Origin of the sequence: uncultured Mailhella sp. (assembly GCF_947631555.1) — a bacterium.
GTDB lineage: Bacteria > Desulfobacterota > Desulfovibrionia > Desulfovibrionales > Desulfovibrionaceae > Mailhella.
Genome location: NZ_CANRLT010000025.1, coordinates 1 through 15,523, shown reverse-complemented (window position 1 = coordinate 15,523; position 15,523 = coordinate 1). Strand labels below are relative to the sequence as shown.

Below are 15,523 nucleotides of genomic sequence, written 5' to 3'. Positions count from 1 at the left end.
GTTCAGCCCCAAAAGTTAAGCCCGCAAAGATCCCGCGGGAAGCGTCCAGTCCAGAAGCGTCCGGCAGGCCGCGGCAGTGCGTCTCCGTCCGCGAAGGGCCGGAAAGCCTCTCCCCGCCGCCGGACGAGGCGGCAGGGCTGAAAGGGCTTTGCAAGCCCGGGCAAAGTTCAGCTCCAGCGGCTGGAGCGGCGGGTGCTGCCGTCCGGGAGCACGAGCAGGCAGGCCGCCTGGGGCAGTGTCTCCGCAAAGGCAAGGGGCTGGGGAAGCACGCAGAGCGCCGTGGCCAGAGCGTCCGCCTGCAGGGCGGACGGCGCGAGAACCGAGGCGCTGGGGAGCGTGGAGCAGACGCCTGTGGCGGGGTTCAGGATGTGATTGAGTCCCTGCCCTTTACCCAGCACGTTCTCATAGCCGCCCGAAGTCGCGAGAGCCTGTCCGCTGAGGTTCAGGACAGCGGGGAAGGCGGTTCTGCCGCGGTACTTTTCCGGGTTTTCCACGGCCACGCGCCACGGCGTCCCGTCCTTGCCGCCGCTGGCCACAAGGTCGCCGCCCGCGTTGATGAGAAAGTTGTGCACGCCTTCTTCATGGAGCAGACGCGCGCCCTCGTCGGCAATATAGCCCTTGGCGATGCCGTCCAGGCTGAGCTTCATGCCGCTGCGCGCGCAGTGCAGGCCCTTTTCGCCAAGAGTGACGCGGTCCATGCCCATGTGTTCGCGGTATTCGGCGAATTCCCGGGCCGTGAGCCCGGCGGGCTGTTCCTCCAGCCTTTCCAGAAGCGGCAGGATGGTGGGATCAAAGGCGCCTGCCGTCAGGCTGTGCATACGCGCGGCGGCGCGCATCACCGTCATGAGCGCGGGGGGCGCGTCGCGCAGGCTTCCCGCCCTGTTGAGTTCCCCGAGCGGGGAAGCGCTGTCGAAGCGGGTGAGCACCCCTTCCAGTTCCGCCATGCGTTCAAAGGCGCGGCCCGCGGCGTCTGCAGCCTGCCCCCGGGACACGCCGGAAATCTTGATGGTGACGAAGGTTCCCATCATCAGCCTGGTTTCGGTCACGGGTTCAGAGGCGGAAAGGCGGGCCAGGGCGGGCAGAGGCAGAGCCGAGGCGGCGGCCGCGGTCAGGCATTCGAGAAAGAAGCGTCTGGTGATCATGAAGACCTCGCCGACGGTGCGGGCTGGGCTTTTTTCGGTTCCGGCGGGAGGACGGCGCCGCCGTGCAGCCGCAGTATCTTGCGCGGGCAGGCCCTGGCGCAGGCCAGAGCGCAGGAATCGCCGTAGTCGAGGCAGCGCTTCTGGTCGATCTGTATCCTGCCGTTTTCCATGACGATGGCCTGGGCCGGGCAGACCTTGACGCATTTTTCGCAGTGGATGCAGCCCACCTTGCACACGTCCGTGACGGCCTTGAGCTTGTCCTTCGTGGAGCAGGTGATGGCCACGCGGGCGCGCTTGGGGATGAGCTGGAGCACGTCGCGGGGGCAGACCTTCACGCATTTGCCGCAGCCGATGCAGGTCGTCTCGTTGACCACGGCGGCGCCGTTTTCGATGTGCAGGCTTTCAGTGATGCATTCCTTGACGCAGTCCCCGAAGCCGAGGCAGGAGAAGCCGCACTGATCCGAACCCTGATGCAGGGCGGCGGCCGCCGCGCAGGAGGGGATGCCCTTGTAGTCGAAGCGCCGCGCCACCTGTCCGGCGTTCTTGTCGCAGCGGCGGTAAGCCGTGAGCGGCTCCATTTCCGAGGTCAGCTTGCCCGTCAGCGCACCGAGGGCGGAAGCCGTCTTTGCGCCGCCCACCACGCAGAGGTTGGGCGGTATGGCGGGATTGTGGACCACGGCCTGCGCGTAGCCTTCGCAGCCGGCATAGCCGCAGCCGCCGCAGTTGGCGCCCGGCAGGGTTTCGCTGACCCTGGCCACCAGCGGGTCCTCATGCACGGCAAAGACGCGGGAGGCCACGGCCAGCAGGGCGGCGGCCAGAAAGCCCAGTCCGGCAAGAGTGAGTATGGAGGAAAGAACCATGGCGATGTCCTTGTTGTCTGTGAAAACGGAGGGGCGCTACACCATGCCCTTGAAGGCCATGAAGGACAGGGACATGATCCCCGCCATGATCAGCGCGATGGGCGTCCCCGCCATGGCCTTGGGTACGCGGCAGACTTCCAGGCGCTCACGGACGCCGGCCATGAGGAGCAGGGCGAGGAGGAAGCCCGCGCCCGTGGCAAAGGCGTAGAGCAGGGCCATCATGAGTCCGTAGTCCTCTCTCTGCACCAGCAGCGTGACGCCGAGCACGCAGCAGTTGGTGGTGATGAGCGGCAGGAAGATGCCGAGAGACGCATAGAGCGGCGGGATGGCCTTCTTGAGGAACATTTCCACGAACTGCACGAGGGAGGCGATGATGAGGATGAAGACCAGCGTCTGGAGGTATTCCAGATGGACGGGTTCCAGCAGATACTTCTGAACCAGCCAGGTGCAGAGCGTGGCCATGACGGTGACGAAGACCACGGCCGTGCCCATGCCGAGGGCCACGCCCCGTTCCCGGGAGCAGCCCAGATAGGGGCAGTTGCCCAGGTTCTGGGCCAGAACGATGTTGTTGACGAAAATGGCGGAAATGAAAACTTCAAAGACGCTCATGCGCGTTCTCCTGTCTTCTCTCTGGCGTTCGTTTCCCGAGTGCGGGGATCAGCCGCGGTTCGCGGAGCAGGCCTGGCAGCCGCCGCAGCCGGACGGCGCTTCTGCGGCAGCCTCGCGGTTGCGTCTGGAAATCTGCCGGTGCGTGCCGTAGTTCATGGCCGCAAGGATAAGCCCCAGGCAGAGGAAGGCGCCGGGGGCCTCCACCATGACGCTGAAAGGCTGGAAGCCTTCCCACAGAACGGGGTGGCCGAACCACGTCCCCGCGCCCAGAATTTCGCGTATGGAGCCGAGGAAGGTCAGGGACATGGTGAAGCCCAGCCCCATGCCCAGGCCGTCGGCGATGGCGAGATGGACGGGGTTCTTGGCGGCGAAGGCTTCGGCCCTGCCCAGAATGATGCAGTTGACCACGATGAGCGGCACGAAGATGCCGAGCTGAAGGTAGAGCGGATAGGCGTAGGCCTGCATGAGCAGTTCCACGGCCACCACCAGGGTTGCGGAAATGGTGATGAAGCAGGCAATGCGCACCTTGGAGGGGATGATGCCGCGCACCAGAGAGATGATCGCGTTGGAAAGCGTGAGGACGAAGAGCACGGCCAGCCCCATGCCGAGTCCGCTGGAAGCGCTTTTCGTCACGGCGAGCACCGGGCACAGCCCCAGGAGCAGCCGGAACGGGGGCAGTTCCTTCCACAGCCCCTTGGTCAGTTCCTGCAGAAAACGATCCATGATTCCCCCCTCTATTTCCAGGTCTCCAGAAGGAGTGGCTTGAGTTCTTCATAGACGGCAGCGGCGCGTTCCACGGCGCCCATGACGCCGTTTGAGGAGACCGTTGCCCCGGAAATGGCGTCAATGTCGCCGCCCTGATTCCTCAGCTTGACCGGAAGGCTCTTCCCCGGGAACTGCCTGAGGAAGACAGGTTCCTTCACCCGCGTGCCCACGCCGGCGGTTTCCTTCATGGTGGTGATGCCTATGCCCGCAAGGGTGTCTTCGCGGATGTTGAAGCCGACGACCACGCCGAGGTCCCCGCCGTAGCCGCTGCCGAAGCGTTCCACGGCCACGCCCGTCAGCACCCCGTCCCGTATGCAGGGGAAGACGTTGACGGAACTGCCGTCGGCCAGGGTAAAGGCGCGGCGGTCATCGATGGGAGAGTTTTCCGCATCCTTGAAGACATCCAGAATGGCCGGACCCTGCACAAAGGTGAGCGCCTGGCTTTCGATTCTGGAGGCCGTGGTGATTTTCAGGTAGGAGAGGCAGAAGCCCGCCGACCCGCACAGCAGCGACAGCACGAGTATCATTTGCAGAATGCTTTTCATGCCTCTGTCCTCCTTTGCTCCGCGGCGGCCTTGTTCTTCCATCCGGGCCTGGCGCCGAAGGGACGCGAGCGGATGAGCGTGAAGAGCGGAGCGAGCAGATTGATGAGCATGACGGCAAAGGGCGCTCCGTCCGTGTAGATGCCGAAGGTTCGGATGAGCATGACGAGGACGCCGCCGATGAGCCCGTAGCAGAGCATGGGAATGCGGCGGTGCGGCGAGCAGGAATCCTCCGTGGCGAGGAAGAAGGCGGCAAGCACGGTGGAACCGCTGGCGAGGTGCACGAGAGGCCCGGCGTAGAGGGCACCGTTCATGAGGTGCAGCGCCGAGGCCGCGGCAAGGACGCCCAGGAGGAAGGCGAGGGGAATTTCCCAGCGCACAACGCCGCGCAGGACGAGGTACAGCCCGCCGAGGAGCAAGGCTCCGCTCTGGGCGGCGCCCAGTCCGCCGAGCTGCCGGCCGAGGAGCAGATCCGTGAGGGAAAGATCCGCCGCGGCCGCGCTTCCGAAATATTTGATGCGCAGGAGCGGGTCAAAGAGCGAGGTCTGGAGCAAGGAGGACGTGGGATCCATGAAGGCGGGGAAGGACACGAAGATCAGCGCCCAGCCCACGAGCGTGGCGCTCACCTGATTGGCGCCGTAGCCGCCGAAGGCCATGCGGCCTATGCCAATGGCGCAGGCCGAGCCGAGGGCGACCAGCCACCAGGGGGCGGAAGCGGGGAGCAGAAAGGCCAGAAGCAGGCCGGTGATGGCGGCAGTGCCGTTGTCCTGAGTGAGCTTCCGCTTCATGAGCGTCTGACAGACGGCTTCGGTGACGAGGGCTGTGAGGACGGCAAGGGCCATGACCCGCACCGCGGGGACGCCCCACTGGAGGATGCTGAGGAGGGCGGCCGGAGCCAGAGCCAGGAGCGTGTGCAGGCTGTGCTTGGGGATGGTTCGCCCGCAATGCCAGAAGGGGGGCGTGCTGATGGCGAGAAGAATATCGCTGTTGCCGGGATTGCTCATGGTGATTCTCACTGATGCTGTGCGCTCTGGATGACTAGGCCTTGCCTGCCGGTTCAATGGGCGTGAGCCTGGCCAGACGTTCTTCCGCTTCGAGCTTTTTGATGGCCAGGCGTATGTATTGGAGCACCGGGCGGCGGGCTATGCAGACATAGCCGCAGAGACCGCAGTCCACGCAGAGGCGGAAATTTTCCCTGCGGGGCGTGTCGTACTTGCCGAACTCCGCGTGCCGGCTGAGCATGCGCGGGTCGATGCGCGTGGGGCAGGCCTGGATGCAGGCCCCGCAGTTGATGCAGGGGCTGTCTCCCTCTATGGGCGGAACCTCTCCGGCGTTGACCACAAAGAAGCCGTAGGAGCCCTTGGTGATGCTCCGATCCAGCCTGTCGAGGCTTTCGCCGCGCAGGGGGCCGCCGCGCAGGAGGGTGTCCCCGCTCTTCAGGGAAACGTTGGCAAATTCCAGCAGCTCGCCGACGAGACTGCCGTTCTTGACAATGGTGTTGGCCCAGCTTGCCGCCGTGCCGATGGTGATCACCGTTTCCATGAGCGGCAGGCCCGTCGTGCCCACGCGCCCCAGGCTCCAGACGTTGTGCAGCCCCACGGCGGCCACGTCCGGCGGCGCTTCCTCTCCGGTCACTTCCCGGATGAGCAGTTCGTTGACGCTGTTGGGGTACATGGGTTCCACTTCCACGGTGGTGACGCCGGGGAAGCTGACCTTAGCCCCCCTGGGCACGGCCAGAAGCAGTTCTTCCGCCCTTCCGAAGCGGCGCAGAAGCTGAAGCCCCGCCTGGATCACATCGGCGTGCTCACTGAGCATGGGTTCCGCCCAGCAGACGCCCGGCTCGGGGTTGAGCGCATTGACGATGAGCGTTCTTATCCGGCGGCCCAGCGAACGGGTGTTGACGCCCAGGCGCTTGACGGCCTGCACCAGAGCTTCCCCTTCCGTTCCTTCCTGAAGCAGGTCCGCGGGGGCGGGCGGCTCCGGGAAGGCGCCGGGTTCTGCGGCGGCAGGGTCGGCGGCGTCCACAAAGATGCTGCGGGCGTTGATTTCGGTGATCGTGCCGTAGATGGGGGCGTGGAGGTCGCCCTTGTCGAGCGTGGGATATTCGGCCAGGAGCATGCCCGGGCAGACCAGGGTCTTCTTCCTGATGCCGGGAACGATGCTGAAGCCTTCGCGGTTCAGGCGTATCCTTCGGGGCGCCGGGCCGTCGCTGAGGGGCCTGTGTTCGTCGTGGACAAGGCGGAAGCGGGGAGCCTTGATCATCTGAAAGTACTGCTTCATCGTTTCCCCCGTCACTGTTTGATGTGGCATTGCGCACAGTTGTCCACGGGGCCGCCCTGCTTCTTGTGGCAGCCGATGCAAAGCGCATGGTAGGCCGCCATGGAGCCGGGCACGAGCCGCGAGGCTTCGGTCTTGTGGCAGGAGGCGCAGGAAACAAGCGCCCGTTCGGGAAGCGCCCCCTGCACCTCGCGTGTGGCGGCGGGGGTGTGGCATTCGGCGCAGGAGTGCATGTCATCAGCCTTCAGGACATCTTCGTGGCACCTGGCGCAGCGCGTGTGGACGGCGTTCTTCAGGGAGGGAATCCGTCCCATGTCAACGTTGCGGTCGTGGCAGTTCGCGCAGTTCTGCGGCGTCTCTTCAAGCTGTGTGACGTGGTGGCATTCCGTGCATTCCAGGGCGAAGCGGATATGGTTCGCGTGCCCCCAGTCCTTGTGCTGCAGCGTCATGTGGTGGCAGGCGGCGCAGGTTTCGGAAGCGAGCGTGCGGGGATGCCCCCGGAAGGAGGCGTCAAACTCCACGCCGTGGCAGGTCTTGCAGGGCTGCCCGGGCACTCCTGCTCCGGGCGCGTCGTGATGGCAGGTCTGACACTCGATGGCGTAGGTTCCCTTGTGGGCTTCATGGTCGAAGACCACACGCCCGGCGCTGTTCTCCATGAGGATCTTGTTGGGGAGCTGTGCGGGAGCCTCAGGCAGGAGGTATCCCCCTGCGGCAAGAAGCAGCAGCGTGCCGGCCAGAATACAGGTTGTCTTGCGCAATGTCTTTTCCCCCTGATTCAGTTACATTTATAATAGTTCGTCCGGGATGAAAAGAGCCGGCGGCAGAAAATTCACATGGGCACGGCACGTTTCAGGCGGACAGCAGGATGCCGGAATGAAGATGAGACCCGGAGCGCCGGAAGGGGCGAAGGATTTCTTCAACATCCTTGTTTTACAGGAAAAATTGTTCGACTGCAAGCCGCGTGGAGCATGGCTCCAGCGTTTTGGGAAAAGCGGAGGGAGAGCGCTTTTCCGGATGGGAAACGGCGGGCCGCACCCGGCGCAGAACCGGGCGCAGAGCTATGTATCCTGCCAGAACAACAGACTTTTTTCAAAATCTCCGGGCTCGGCAATGTGAAAAAGATTTTTATCGCCGTGCGGAAAAGGGCGGGGCGCGGCGGAGGAAAACGGCAATACTCGGCAGACGGCGCGGTGTGGCGGCGAAAACCGGCTGAAATCATAGGTAAAATGAAATGTCTTGGGGTGCGGGAGTTTGCTCCGAAACGCACAAGCGGGAAAGGCAGGAAAGGCAGAAAGGCAACGCATTTCCTGCCGGAAATGCGAAAGGCAGCCGAACTTCCAGTTCGGCGAAAGGCATCCTCCGACCACGTCTGACGCGGGCACGCCTCGTGCAGCTTCGCTGCCCTCGGCCGCGCTCCGCGTGTCCTTATTTCCGCTCCTCGCCCGCCTCCATGCCGGCTTTCCAGCCGGCGCGGGGTCGTCGCTCCAAGCTCGCTAACGCTCGCGCCTCCGGCGGTCTAAGGTAGGGAAAGGCAAGTAAGCAAACGTCTTCCCTAGCTGCCGGACGGTGTGGCGCGTGCGCCGCTGATAGCGAGCTTGCCGCGCGCAATCGGGCTTTGCCCGGTGCGCATGGTTGCGGTAAGCGAGCGGGGAAAGTCGCGCGAGCGTCAGCGAACAGATAGCGAAGGCGGCGTGTTCGTCAGGCCCTGCCTGCGAACATGGTCACGCCGCCGGAGCGGGTAAGGTCGCGGGGGCGTCGCTCCAAACGCGCTACCGCGCGTGCCTCCGGCGGTGTAAGGAAGCGAAAGGCAAGTAAACAAAGGCCTGGGGGACGCACCGCGCGTGCCTCCGGCGGATAAAGATTGGTCGTGCTCCGCGCCTTTCCCCGTTCTTTTACCGCAAAAAACGTTTAAAGGCAGTCCCGGCAAAAGGGAAGAACCGTGTTTCAGTTTTGCCTGGTGGTTTTATCAGGGATGCAGAATCCGATAATCAGCACAGCGACAAACAATCCCAGAAGATAAAGCCAGATCGCGCTCATTTTCGTATCTCCTTGATAATGACTGCCAGGCAACCAATCAGGGCGGCAATGGCGCAGCCTTGGACAGATTCAACCCGGACGTCCGGCATGATAACCGCCGACGCCATGAGCGCCGCCGATGCCGTCTGACATAGACCGGCAACATAGTGCAGGAGTGCTTTTTTCATTGCTCACCTCACCCCTTCAGCCTAGCTGCTGCCCGGCATTAAGGCAAGGGTAAGGACGCCTTTCCTGCCTTTCCCCGCCCGGCTTCACCCTTTCAGGGCGGCCTTCATCCGGCGTATGGTTTCGGTGGTGGAATATCCTTCCAGCCGCGGCAGGGTGACGGCTCTGCCTCCGTAGCTTTCCACAAAGCGGGCTTCGGGCCAGCGGTCGAGGGTGTAGCCTTCCTTCAGGATGCAGTCCGGGCGCAGGGCTTCCACAAGGGGGAGGGCGGTGTCTTCGTCGAACATGACCACATAGTCTACAAATTCCAGCGAGGCGAGGAGTAGGGCGCGGGTCTTTTCATCCTGCACCGGGCGCTCCGGCCCCTTGAGCCTCTTGATGGAGGCGTCCGTGTTCAGGCCCACCACCAGCGCGTCGCAGTGCTGCCGGGCCTGCATGAGGGAGGAAAGATGCCCCTGATGCAGAAGGTCGAAGCAGCCGTTGGTGAAGCCCACCTTTTTGCCCTGTTCCCGGAGCCTGGCGGCGATTTCCGCGGCTTCTGCGCGGCTGACGAGCTTTTTTTTCTGCGTCCAGGCCATGCCCGGCGAGCTGCGGCGGCTGGACAGTTCGGCCAGAAGTTCCCCGGCGCTCACGCAGGATGTGCCCAGTTTGCCCACGGCGATGCCCGAGGCCAGGTTTGCCAGCTTCATGGCGTCGCGGATGCCGGCTCCTGCGGCCAGAGAGGCGCCGAAGGCGGCGAGGGAGGTGTCCCCCGCGCCGGAAACGTCGAAGACTTCCCGCGCTTCTGTGGGAATCTGGAAAATTTCGTCCGGCCGGGCGGCGGAGACAAAGGCCATGCCGTGTTCGCTGAGCGTCACCAGCAGGTTCTGGATGCCGCAGCGCTGGAAGAGCGTTTCTGCGCCACGGCGGAAGCGTTCGGCAAAGTCCGGGCCGTCCGGCGAACAGTCCGCGCCGGAAGCCTGATTGAACTCCTTGAGATTGGGCTTGACCACCGTGGCCCCGCGGTAGCGGGTGTAGTCATCGCCCTTGGGATCGACGATGACGGGGCGCTTCAGGCGCAGGCACACTTCGAGGATACGCCGGCAGCGCTCTGGGGAGAGCATGCCCTTGGCATAGTCGGAGAGCAGAACAATATCGGCGCTGCGGACGCGTTCTTCCAGTTCCCGCGCCAGCACGGCGTCCGCCTCGTCCACTTCGTCGAAGTGCCGCTCGTTGTCGATACGCAGAAGGTGGCTGTTGCCCGCAATGACACGGGTTTTTTCGATGGTGGGGTAGCCGCGGATCACGATGGGCAGGGGGTGGCGGCACACCTCGCCGAGCAGCCGCGACACCTCTTCGCCCGCCGTGTCATCGCCGATGAAGCAGATGAGATCCGCGCTGCACCCCAGGCTGTGAAGATTGGCCGCCACGTTGCCCGCGCCGCCGAGCATGTGCTTTTCGTGGCGGAAGCTGAAGACGGGAACCGGCGCTTCGGGCGAGATGCGGTCTACCTTGCCGTAAAGGAAGCGGTCGAGCATCACGTCGCCGATGCACAGCACCTTGACATCGTTAAAGGCGTTGACAATGGAAGAGAGCAGCATGGCAGCCTCGCGGCAGAGGGGATGAGGACAGGGGTAAGGATACCAGCGGCGCGGCGCAAAGTAAAGGCATGAAGTCCGGCGCTCCCTGTCAGTTTGCTGCTGCGCGTCCTGGCCTTTCCGAAGTCCGCGGGCGCGGCAGGGTGAGGGCATGGCTTCTGGCTATGAGTTCCAGAATGCGGGCGTCGGGCAGAACGTCTTCCAGAAGGACGCTGATCCAGTGCATGGCGTTCAGGTGATAGCCCGGAAAGATGCCCGGTTCGGTGGTAAGCCGCGGAATTTCTTCCGGAGGGAGCTTGAGGTTCAGGATCTCCACTTCCGGCTTTGCGGCGAGCTTCTGCGGCAGCCGGGCCTTTTGGGCGGGGGCGTTCTGATACAGCCTCGCGGGCGGAAGGTGCAGCACCAGCCCGTACCACTTGCGCGTCTTTGCGTGGCGGAAGACGCCGTAGCCGGGGAAGCGCTTCCAGGGAAAGTCGGGCGTGTCTCCATAGCGCTCGCGGATGGCGTCGGCCATCCGGTTGCTCTGGGCGTTGAGAAAGAGGAGCGGCGTAAAGCAGGATTGGGCAATCTGGGAGAGGAGCGCGGCATAGCCCTCGCGCACTTCCTGCACACTTTCGTTCCGCAGGGCGCCGACGTTGAGCGGCAGAAATTCGTCCCCGCTTTCCAGTTCCAGAACCTTGCCCGAGACCGTGCCAGAAGGTGAAACCAGCACTTCGGCGCGGTACCGCCCGCCGCAGAAATTCCTGGCAAGAGCAGAGCCTTCGGGCGTACTGACAAAGCCATAGGCGGCAAGGCGGGAGAAGTCGGGCCGGCGTCTTGCGAAAATTTTTTCTTCCATGCGCATGGACGTACCCAGAAAGGAAGCAGTCTGACCTCACTATGCAGCGTTATCACGCCCTTGTCCATGCCCCGCTCCGGCGGCGTGACCATGTCTGCCGTCTGGTCTTGCCAGAATCCCGGGCAATGGATACGTTGAAGACGTGAGAAGAATGTATGAACCTGACAGAGAAATAAAAACTTGAAGCGGTGAATTTTATCGCCGGCTGGCTGGACAAGACAAGCGTCGGCTGTCTCGTTGTCGGTCTATTCCAGCCTGCACATATGGCAGGCTGGATTGTGGGCAGTGCCGTGTGTTTCGCCGTAGTCATCACTCTCAAAATAAGGAGTGCGAAATGAGTTTTAACGTAGCGGTCGCCTGTGTCGTTGTATTCGCCCTTGCCCTTGGTGCTGTTGGTTTTTCTTTTACCCGTAAAGCCACTAAGCAGAATTAAGCAAACAGCCGCGGCCCCGCACGAGGCCTTTCTTACCCCGCTCCGGCGGCGTGACCATGTTTGCCGGCTGGTCTTGCCAGAATCCCGGGCAATGGATACGTTGAAGACGTGAGGGTGACGGATGAGAAAAATTTCAAGGGAGCGGGAAGCGGCAAAACTTCTTGCCGTGACTCTTTCAAATTTTTCGGCCATCAGCTTCGGTATCGGCATTTTTGAGAACAGTATTATCGGACTGCTGCTTGGTTCTTACTCGCTGGTTCTTGCACTTGCCATCATGTGGAGGGTATCAGAATGAGCATCTGGTTTATCATGTTTGTGATTATCAGTATTGTGGGCGCGGTTGGCCTCTGGCTCACTCGCAAACCCGCCAAGCAGAACTGACCGCACAGCCACGGCTCCGCACGGGGCCTTTCTTTGTGCCTGGGGCGCCGCCTTCGCTATCTGCTCGCTGCCGCTCGCGCCGTCCGGCAGCTAAGGAGTTAGGTTTTACTTGCCTTTTTCTTCCTTTAACCGCCGGAGGCACGCGCGGTAGCGCGTTTGGAGCGACGACCCCGCGCCGGCTGGAAAGCCGGCATGGAGGCGGGCGAGGAGCGGAAGTAAGGACACGCGGAGCGTTTCCTTGACCGCCGGAGGCGCGGCGCGTGCGCCGCTGATAGCGAGCTTGCCGCGCGCAATCGGGCTTTGCCCGGTGCGCATGGTTGCGGTAAGCGAGCGGGATGGTCGGCAGCGAAGCTGCACGAGGCGTGCCCGCGTCAGACGTGGTTAGCAGGTGCCTTTGCCGAACTGGAAGTTCGGCGCTCTTCGCGCTTTTTCGACAGAAAAAGCAAGATGTCTTTTTTGCCTTTTCCTTCCTTAGCCGCCGGAGCGGGGAAGCCGCTGGGCAATCGCGCCACGCTTGTCTTTTCCCCTGAAAGCCGTTAGCCTGCCTGGACGAAACGTCATTTTTCCAATCCGGGAACGACAGGCAGCGCATGAAACGTCTTTTTCCTTCCATAGTTAAACGTCTGAAGAAGAGGGGAACGGTTTCAGCGCCCCCCGCCTCCGGCAGCCCCGCTGCGCCCGCAGGTCAGGCTCCAGCAAGCCGGGAGCATTCCCGGAAAGCCTCAGCTCCCCATGAACCCGTAAGGCTGCGCCGCGAAGCTGATCGCACGGGAGGCAGAAGAGCGCCGGACAGCGCCTTTTATCAGTTCGTGCATTCCACCTACTGCGACATCGAGATGTTCTTCAGATCCATCGCCCAGGAGAACTCGACCAGCTATTTCTTCTTTGGCGACATGCGCCGGAACGTGTTCTATATTTCCGACAACATGCGGGATGACTTCGGCTTCGGCAGCAACATTGTGCCCGCGCTGCTGCGGGACTGGGAGCAGAGAATCCCCACCCCGCGGGACAGGGAGCGCTACCGGCAGGAGCTGGAATCCATGCTCCGGGACAGGCGCGTCCTCCACAATCTTCAGCACAGGGTGCGGACGGTGGACGGGCGGGACGTGTGGATTCACTGCAGCGGAATGATGAAGTGGAGTGAGGACGGTCAGACGCCGCTCTTTTTCTCCGGCCGGGTGACGCATCAGGACGAACACTTCGTCATTGACCCCATTTCCAATCTCCCGCGGGAGAGGCTGCTGTTCCAGAACCTGGATGAGGCGCAGAAGTCCGGCCTTCCCGTCCGCGCCATCGGCTTCAGCCTGAACAATATTCTGGAGATCAACAGCGCCCGGGGCCGCGCCTTTAGCGATTCGCTCATCCGCAGCATAGCCCGGGAGCTAGTGGAAAGGCTGTCCGACAGGATGTCCTTCTACCGCATCGAGGGAATGCGTTTCCTTGCCTTGGTGGATCCGGCCTGCACCGCAGAACGGGAAGAACTGGTGCGCCGGATACGGGACATCGTCTCCAGCCGCTACCGCAAGTCCGGCATCGCCCTCCAGCCGCCGTGTTCGTTTGCGCTGTGGGAGGAAGTGCCGTGCGGCATCAGCCTCGAAGACTTCCTGGAACGCACCATTACCCTGATCCGCACCGCCAGACAGGAAAACCGGCTGGAAGTCATGGAGTATTCGGAACCCGATCTGGAACGGGGGAGGCGGCTCTCTGCCATGATCATGGCACTGAGCCGCGACGTGCAGAAGGGTATGGAGAATTTCCGCATCGTGGTTCAGCCCATCGTCTCCTGTACGACGGGGACGATGGTGGGCGGAGAAACGCTGCTCCGGTGGCGCTATCAGGGGCAGGATGTTTCTCCGGCCGTTTTCGTTCCGCTTCTGGAAAAGGATTCCATGATCCACCTTGTGGGGCGCTGGGTTCTCGACCAGGCGGCAGCCGCCTGCCGGCGCATGAATGCCGGAGGCGCGAACCTGTACCTCAGCTTCAACGTCAGCCTGCATCAGATGGCGGACGAGTCCTTTCCCGAGGCCGTTGCCGAAGTGCTGGACAAGTACCGCCTGAACGGGGCGCAGCTTGTGGCGGAAGTCACGGAAAGCTGCATGGATGCGGACGCGGAAAGCCTGCGCCGCTTCATGGACGTCTGCCGGGAACGGGGCGTCCGGATAGCGCTGGACGACTTCGGTAGCGGCTACGCTTCCTTCCGTATGCTGCTCCAGTATCCCACGGACATCGTCAAGATCGATCAGTCGATTTTGCAGGAAATGATGAAGTCCGACAAGAAAATGGATTTCATTTCCAGTATTGTGTACGCCTGCCACCGCTTCGGCAAGAAAGTCTGCATGGAAGGCGTGGAAACCAGAGAGCAGAGCGAGCTTATCCGGGAATCCGGCTGTGACTTCATCCAGGGCTTTTATTACCATCGCCCCCTGGAACTGGATGAAATTCCTTAGACCATCGGAGAAAGATAGGAAAGGTATCGTGCATTTCCTTAAACTGCCGGAGGCGCGGCGCGCACACCGCTGATAGTGAGCAGACCGTGTGCAATCGGGCTTTGTCCGTTGTACATCTTTGCAGGAAGCTCGCGGGGAAGGACAATAATGGGATGCTCCGCTCCCTTGATGTGTTTTTGTCTGTACACATCGTTGCACGTTGATGCCGTTTGAGCAACTCGCTCTGAGAGAGGGCGGCCCATCCCACTATTTCCGGCGGGAAAAGCAAGATGTCTTTTCTGCCTTCCTTACTCCGCCCGCCGGCCGCTCTGTTTGTGCAGGATCTGGAGTTCGGCGCTGACCTCTTCCCATGAGGGTTCGCGGAACAGCGTTTCGCGGCGGGGCAGGACGCTGACGCAATGCGTTTCGCCGTCCACGGTCACGCGGACGCTCACTTCCGCGCCGCTCTGCCTGGCTTTGGGAGAGTATGAGGCCATGAGCGCGGCGGCCTCCTGCACGGCTTCGGCGTCCCAGGGGCGGGAGCCGCGTCCCAGGGCGAGGGGTCCGGGGAAGCCCGCCACCTTGAAGAGCAGGTCGCCCGGGCGGAGCAGGGGAGGGTAGCTTTCGTTGTCGAAACGGCTGCGGCCCACGGAGAGCCAGCGGTCGCCGTGCCAGAACTGGCGGCCCACAGCGGCCAGCCGGAAGTCCGCTGCGCAGGGGCGGGTCAGGCGGCGCAGCACGGGCCAGAACTGGCGGGTGTTCTCCTTTTCCGTGAGCAGGCAGCCGCCGCCGGGCGTGGGGATTTCACTGATGCCGAAGTGTCCGGCCAGGGCGAGTTGTTCCTTGCGACCGCGTCCGTTGATGGCGAGCAGACGCGAACGATCCACAAGGCCCGACTCCTCCGCCTCCGTGGGGTCGAGGAGCCTGGCGCACAGGGGGCGCAGGAGCAGACCCTTCACGCCGGCGTCGCGGCGGATGATGTTGAGCGTGTCACGCCGCTGGGACATGGGCCGCTGGCCGAGCACTTCGCCGGAGACAAGGAAGCGGGTACCGTATTCACCGAGGAGCTGGCGGGCGCGGCGCATCATGAGAATCTTGCAGTCCACGCAGGGATTCATGGCGCTGCCGAAGCCGTACACCGGTCCGTTGCGGAGCATATCCACATACTCCTCGCTCACGTCCACAGGCTCGATGTCCAGGCCGTAGATACTGCTCCAGTGCGCAAGTTTCTGCGGGTGGCCGAAAAACGGCGAGAAGAAGTGCAGGCAGAGTATGCGCAGGCTCTGTTCCATGAGCAGCCGTGCGGCCAGTATGCTGTCCAGTCCGCCGGAGAAGAGGGCAAGCCCGTCGTACTGTTTCATCTTACTTCCTTTGTGGTTTGAGTTCTCTCGACTTTTCCCCGCTCCGGCGGCGTGACCATGTTTGTCGGCAAAGCCGGACAAACACGCCGCCTTCGCTATCTGCTCGCTAC

At 62.9% G+C, this 15,523-nt stretch carries 14 protein-coding genes; 2 read left to right on the top strand and 12 right to left on the bottom strand.

Going from position 1 to position 15,523, the window contains the following annotated elements; all coding sequences use genetic code 11:
• Positions 1–167: 167 nt before the first annotated feature.
• From Q0Z94_RS05250 to Q0Z94_RS05200, 11 genes are all read right to left on the bottom strand, one after another.
• Entirely contained in the window at positions 168–1,142 is a 975-nt protein-coding gene (locus tag Q0Z94_RS05250) for an FAD:protein FMN transferase (RefSeq protein WP_298067972.1), read from the bottom strand.
• Positions 1,139–2,002 (bottom strand): RnfABCDGE type electron transport complex subunit B, encoded by an 864-nt coding sequence (rnfB, locus tag Q0Z94_RS05245; protein WP_298067971.1) that lies wholly within the window; start codon positions 2,000–2,002, stop codon positions 1,139–1,141. The genes Q0Z94_RS05250 and rnfB overlap by 4 nt, the downstream gene beginning before the upstream one ends.
• A gap of 36 nt (positions 2,003–2,038) precedes the next feature.
• A complete protein-coding gene (locus Q0Z94_RS05240) occupies positions 2,039–2,611 on the bottom strand; it encodes an RnfABCDGE type electron transport complex subunit A (RefSeq protein WP_298067970.1) in 573 nt (190 codons plus the stop codon).
• A 48-nt stretch (positions 2,612–2,659) separates the two neighbouring features.
• The gene (locus Q0Z94_RS05235; RefSeq protein WP_298067969.1) at positions 2,660–3,334 is read right to left on the bottom strand and encodes an electron transport complex subunit E; all 675 of its coding nucleotides are present in this window, start codon (positions 3,332–3,334) and stop codon (positions 2,660–2,662) included.
• A gap of 11 nt (positions 3,335–3,345) precedes the next feature.
• Entirely contained in the window at positions 3,346–3,921 is a 576-nt protein-coding gene (gene rnfG / locus Q0Z94_RS05230; RefSeq protein ID WP_298067968.1) for an RnfABCDGE type electron transport complex subunit G, read from the bottom strand.
• Positions 3,918–4,922, bottom strand: a complete 1,005-nt coding sequence (locus tag Q0Z94_RS05225) for an RnfABCDGE type electron transport complex subunit D (protein WP_298067967.1) — start codon at positions 4,920–4,922, stop codon at positions 3,918–3,920. Before Q0Z94_RS05225 ends, rnfG begins: the two co-directional genes overlap by 4 nt.
• A 34-nt stretch (positions 4,923–4,956) precedes the next feature.
• A complete protein-coding gene (locus Q0Z94_RS05220) occupies positions 4,957–6,198 on the bottom strand; it encodes a 4Fe-4S dicluster domain-containing protein (protein WP_298067966.1) in 1,242 nt (413 codons plus the stop codon).
• 11 nt (positions 6,199–6,209) lie between these two features.
• Entirely contained in the window at positions 6,210–6,953 is a 744-nt protein-coding gene (locus Q0Z94_RS05215) for a cytochrome c3 family protein (protein ID WP_298067965.1), read from the bottom strand.
• Between the two features lie 1,275 nt (positions 6,954–8,228).
• Positions 8,229–8,399: a hypothetical protein gene (locus Q0Z94_RS05210; protein ID WP_298067964.1), complete on the bottom strand. Its 171-nt coding sequence runs from the start codon at positions 8,397–8,399 to the stop codon at positions 8,229–8,231.
• 84 nt (positions 8,400–8,483) lie between these two features.
• Positions 8,484–9,977, bottom strand: a complete 1,494-nt coding sequence (locus Q0Z94_RS05205; RefSeq protein ID WP_298067963.1) for a bifunctional heptose 7-phosphate kinase/heptose 1-phosphate adenyltransferase — start codon at positions 9,975–9,977, stop codon at positions 8,484–8,486.
• A gap of 88 nt (positions 9,978–10,065) precedes the next feature.
• A complete protein-coding gene (locus tag Q0Z94_RS05200) occupies positions 10,066–10,818 on the bottom strand; it encodes an MmcQ/YjbR family DNA-binding protein (protein ID WP_298067962.1) in 753 nt (250 codons plus the stop codon).
• Between the two features lie 548 nt (positions 10,819–11,366).
• Between Q0Z94_RS05200 and Q0Z94_RS05195 the strand changes: the two genes are divergently transcribed.
• Both Q0Z94_RS05195 and Q0Z94_RS05190 read left to right on the top strand, forming a co-directional pair.
• The gene (locus Q0Z94_RS05195; protein WP_298067961.1) at positions 11,367–11,540 is read left to right on the top strand and encodes a hypothetical protein; all 174 of its coding nucleotides are present in this window, start codon (positions 11,367–11,369) and stop codon (positions 11,538–11,540) included.
• A 676-nt stretch (positions 11,541–12,216) separates the two neighbouring features.
• Positions 12,217–14,073: an EAL domain-containing protein gene (locus Q0Z94_RS05190; protein WP_298067960.1), complete on the top strand. Its 1,857-nt coding sequence runs from the start codon at positions 12,217–12,219 to the stop codon at positions 14,071–14,073.
• 287 nt (positions 14,074–14,360) lie between these two features.
• Here the strand turns inward: Q0Z94_RS05190 and Q0Z94_RS05185 are convergent, their stop codons facing one another.
• Entirely contained in the window at positions 14,361–15,413 is a 1,053-nt protein-coding gene (locus tag Q0Z94_RS05185) for a tRNA(5-methylaminomethyl-2-thiouridylate) methyltransferase (protein WP_298067959.1), read from the bottom strand.
• Positions 15,414–15,523: the final 110 nt, after the last annotated feature.

Excerpts from the sequence above, each read along its gene's own strand:
- Q0Z94_RS05250 (WP_298067972.1), bottom strand. The coding sequence starts at position 1,142 with ATGATCACCAGACGCTTCTTTCTCGAATGCCTGACCGCGGCCGCCGCC.
- rnfB (WP_298067971.1), bottom strand. The coding sequence starts at position 2,002 with ATGGTTCTTTCCTCCATACTCACTCTTGCCGGACTGGGCTTTCTGGCC.
- Q0Z94_RS05240 (WP_298067970.1), bottom strand. The coding sequence starts at position 2,611 with ATGAGCGTCTTTGAAGTTTTCATTTCCGCCATTTTCGTCAACAACATC.
- Q0Z94_RS05235 (WP_298067969.1), bottom strand. The coding sequence starts at position 3,334 with ATGGATCGTTTTCTGCAGGAACTGACCAAGGGGCTGTGGAAGGAACTG.
- rnfG (WP_298067968.1), bottom strand. The coding sequence starts at position 3,921 with ATGAAAAGCATTCTGCAAATGATACTCGTGCTGTCGCTGCTGTGCGGG.
- Q0Z94_RS05225 (WP_298067967.1), bottom strand. The coding sequence starts at position 4,922 with ATGAGCAATCCCGGCAACAGCGATATTCTTCTCGCCATCAGCACGCCC.
- Q0Z94_RS05220 (WP_298067966.1), bottom strand. The coding sequence starts at position 6,198 with ATGAAGCAGTACTTTCAGATGATCAAGGCTCCCCGCTTCCGCCTTGTC.
- Q0Z94_RS05210 (WP_298067964.1), bottom strand. The coding sequence starts at position 8,399 with ATGAAAAAAGCACTCCTGCACTATGTTGCCGGTCTATGTCAGACGGCA.
- Q0Z94_RS05205 (WP_298067963.1), bottom strand. The coding sequence starts at position 9,977 with ATGCTGCTCTCTTCCATTGTCAACGCCTTTAACGATGTCAAGGTGCTG.
- Q0Z94_RS05200 (WP_298067962.1), bottom strand. The coding sequence starts at position 10,818 with ATGCGCATGGAAGAAAAAATTTTCGCAAGACGCCGGCCCGACTTCTCC.
- Q0Z94_RS05195 (WP_298067961.1), top strand. The coding sequence starts at position 11,367 with ATGAGAAAAATTTCAAGGGAGCGGGAAGCGGCAAAACTTCTTGCCGTG.
- Q0Z94_RS05190 (WP_298067960.1), top strand. The coding sequence starts at position 12,217 with ATGAAACGTCTTTTTCCTTCCATAGTTAAACGTCTGAAGAAGAGGGGA.
- Q0Z94_RS05185 (WP_298067959.1), bottom strand. The coding sequence starts at position 15,413 with ATGAAACAGTACGACGGGCTTGCCCTCTTCTCCGGCGGACTGGACAGC.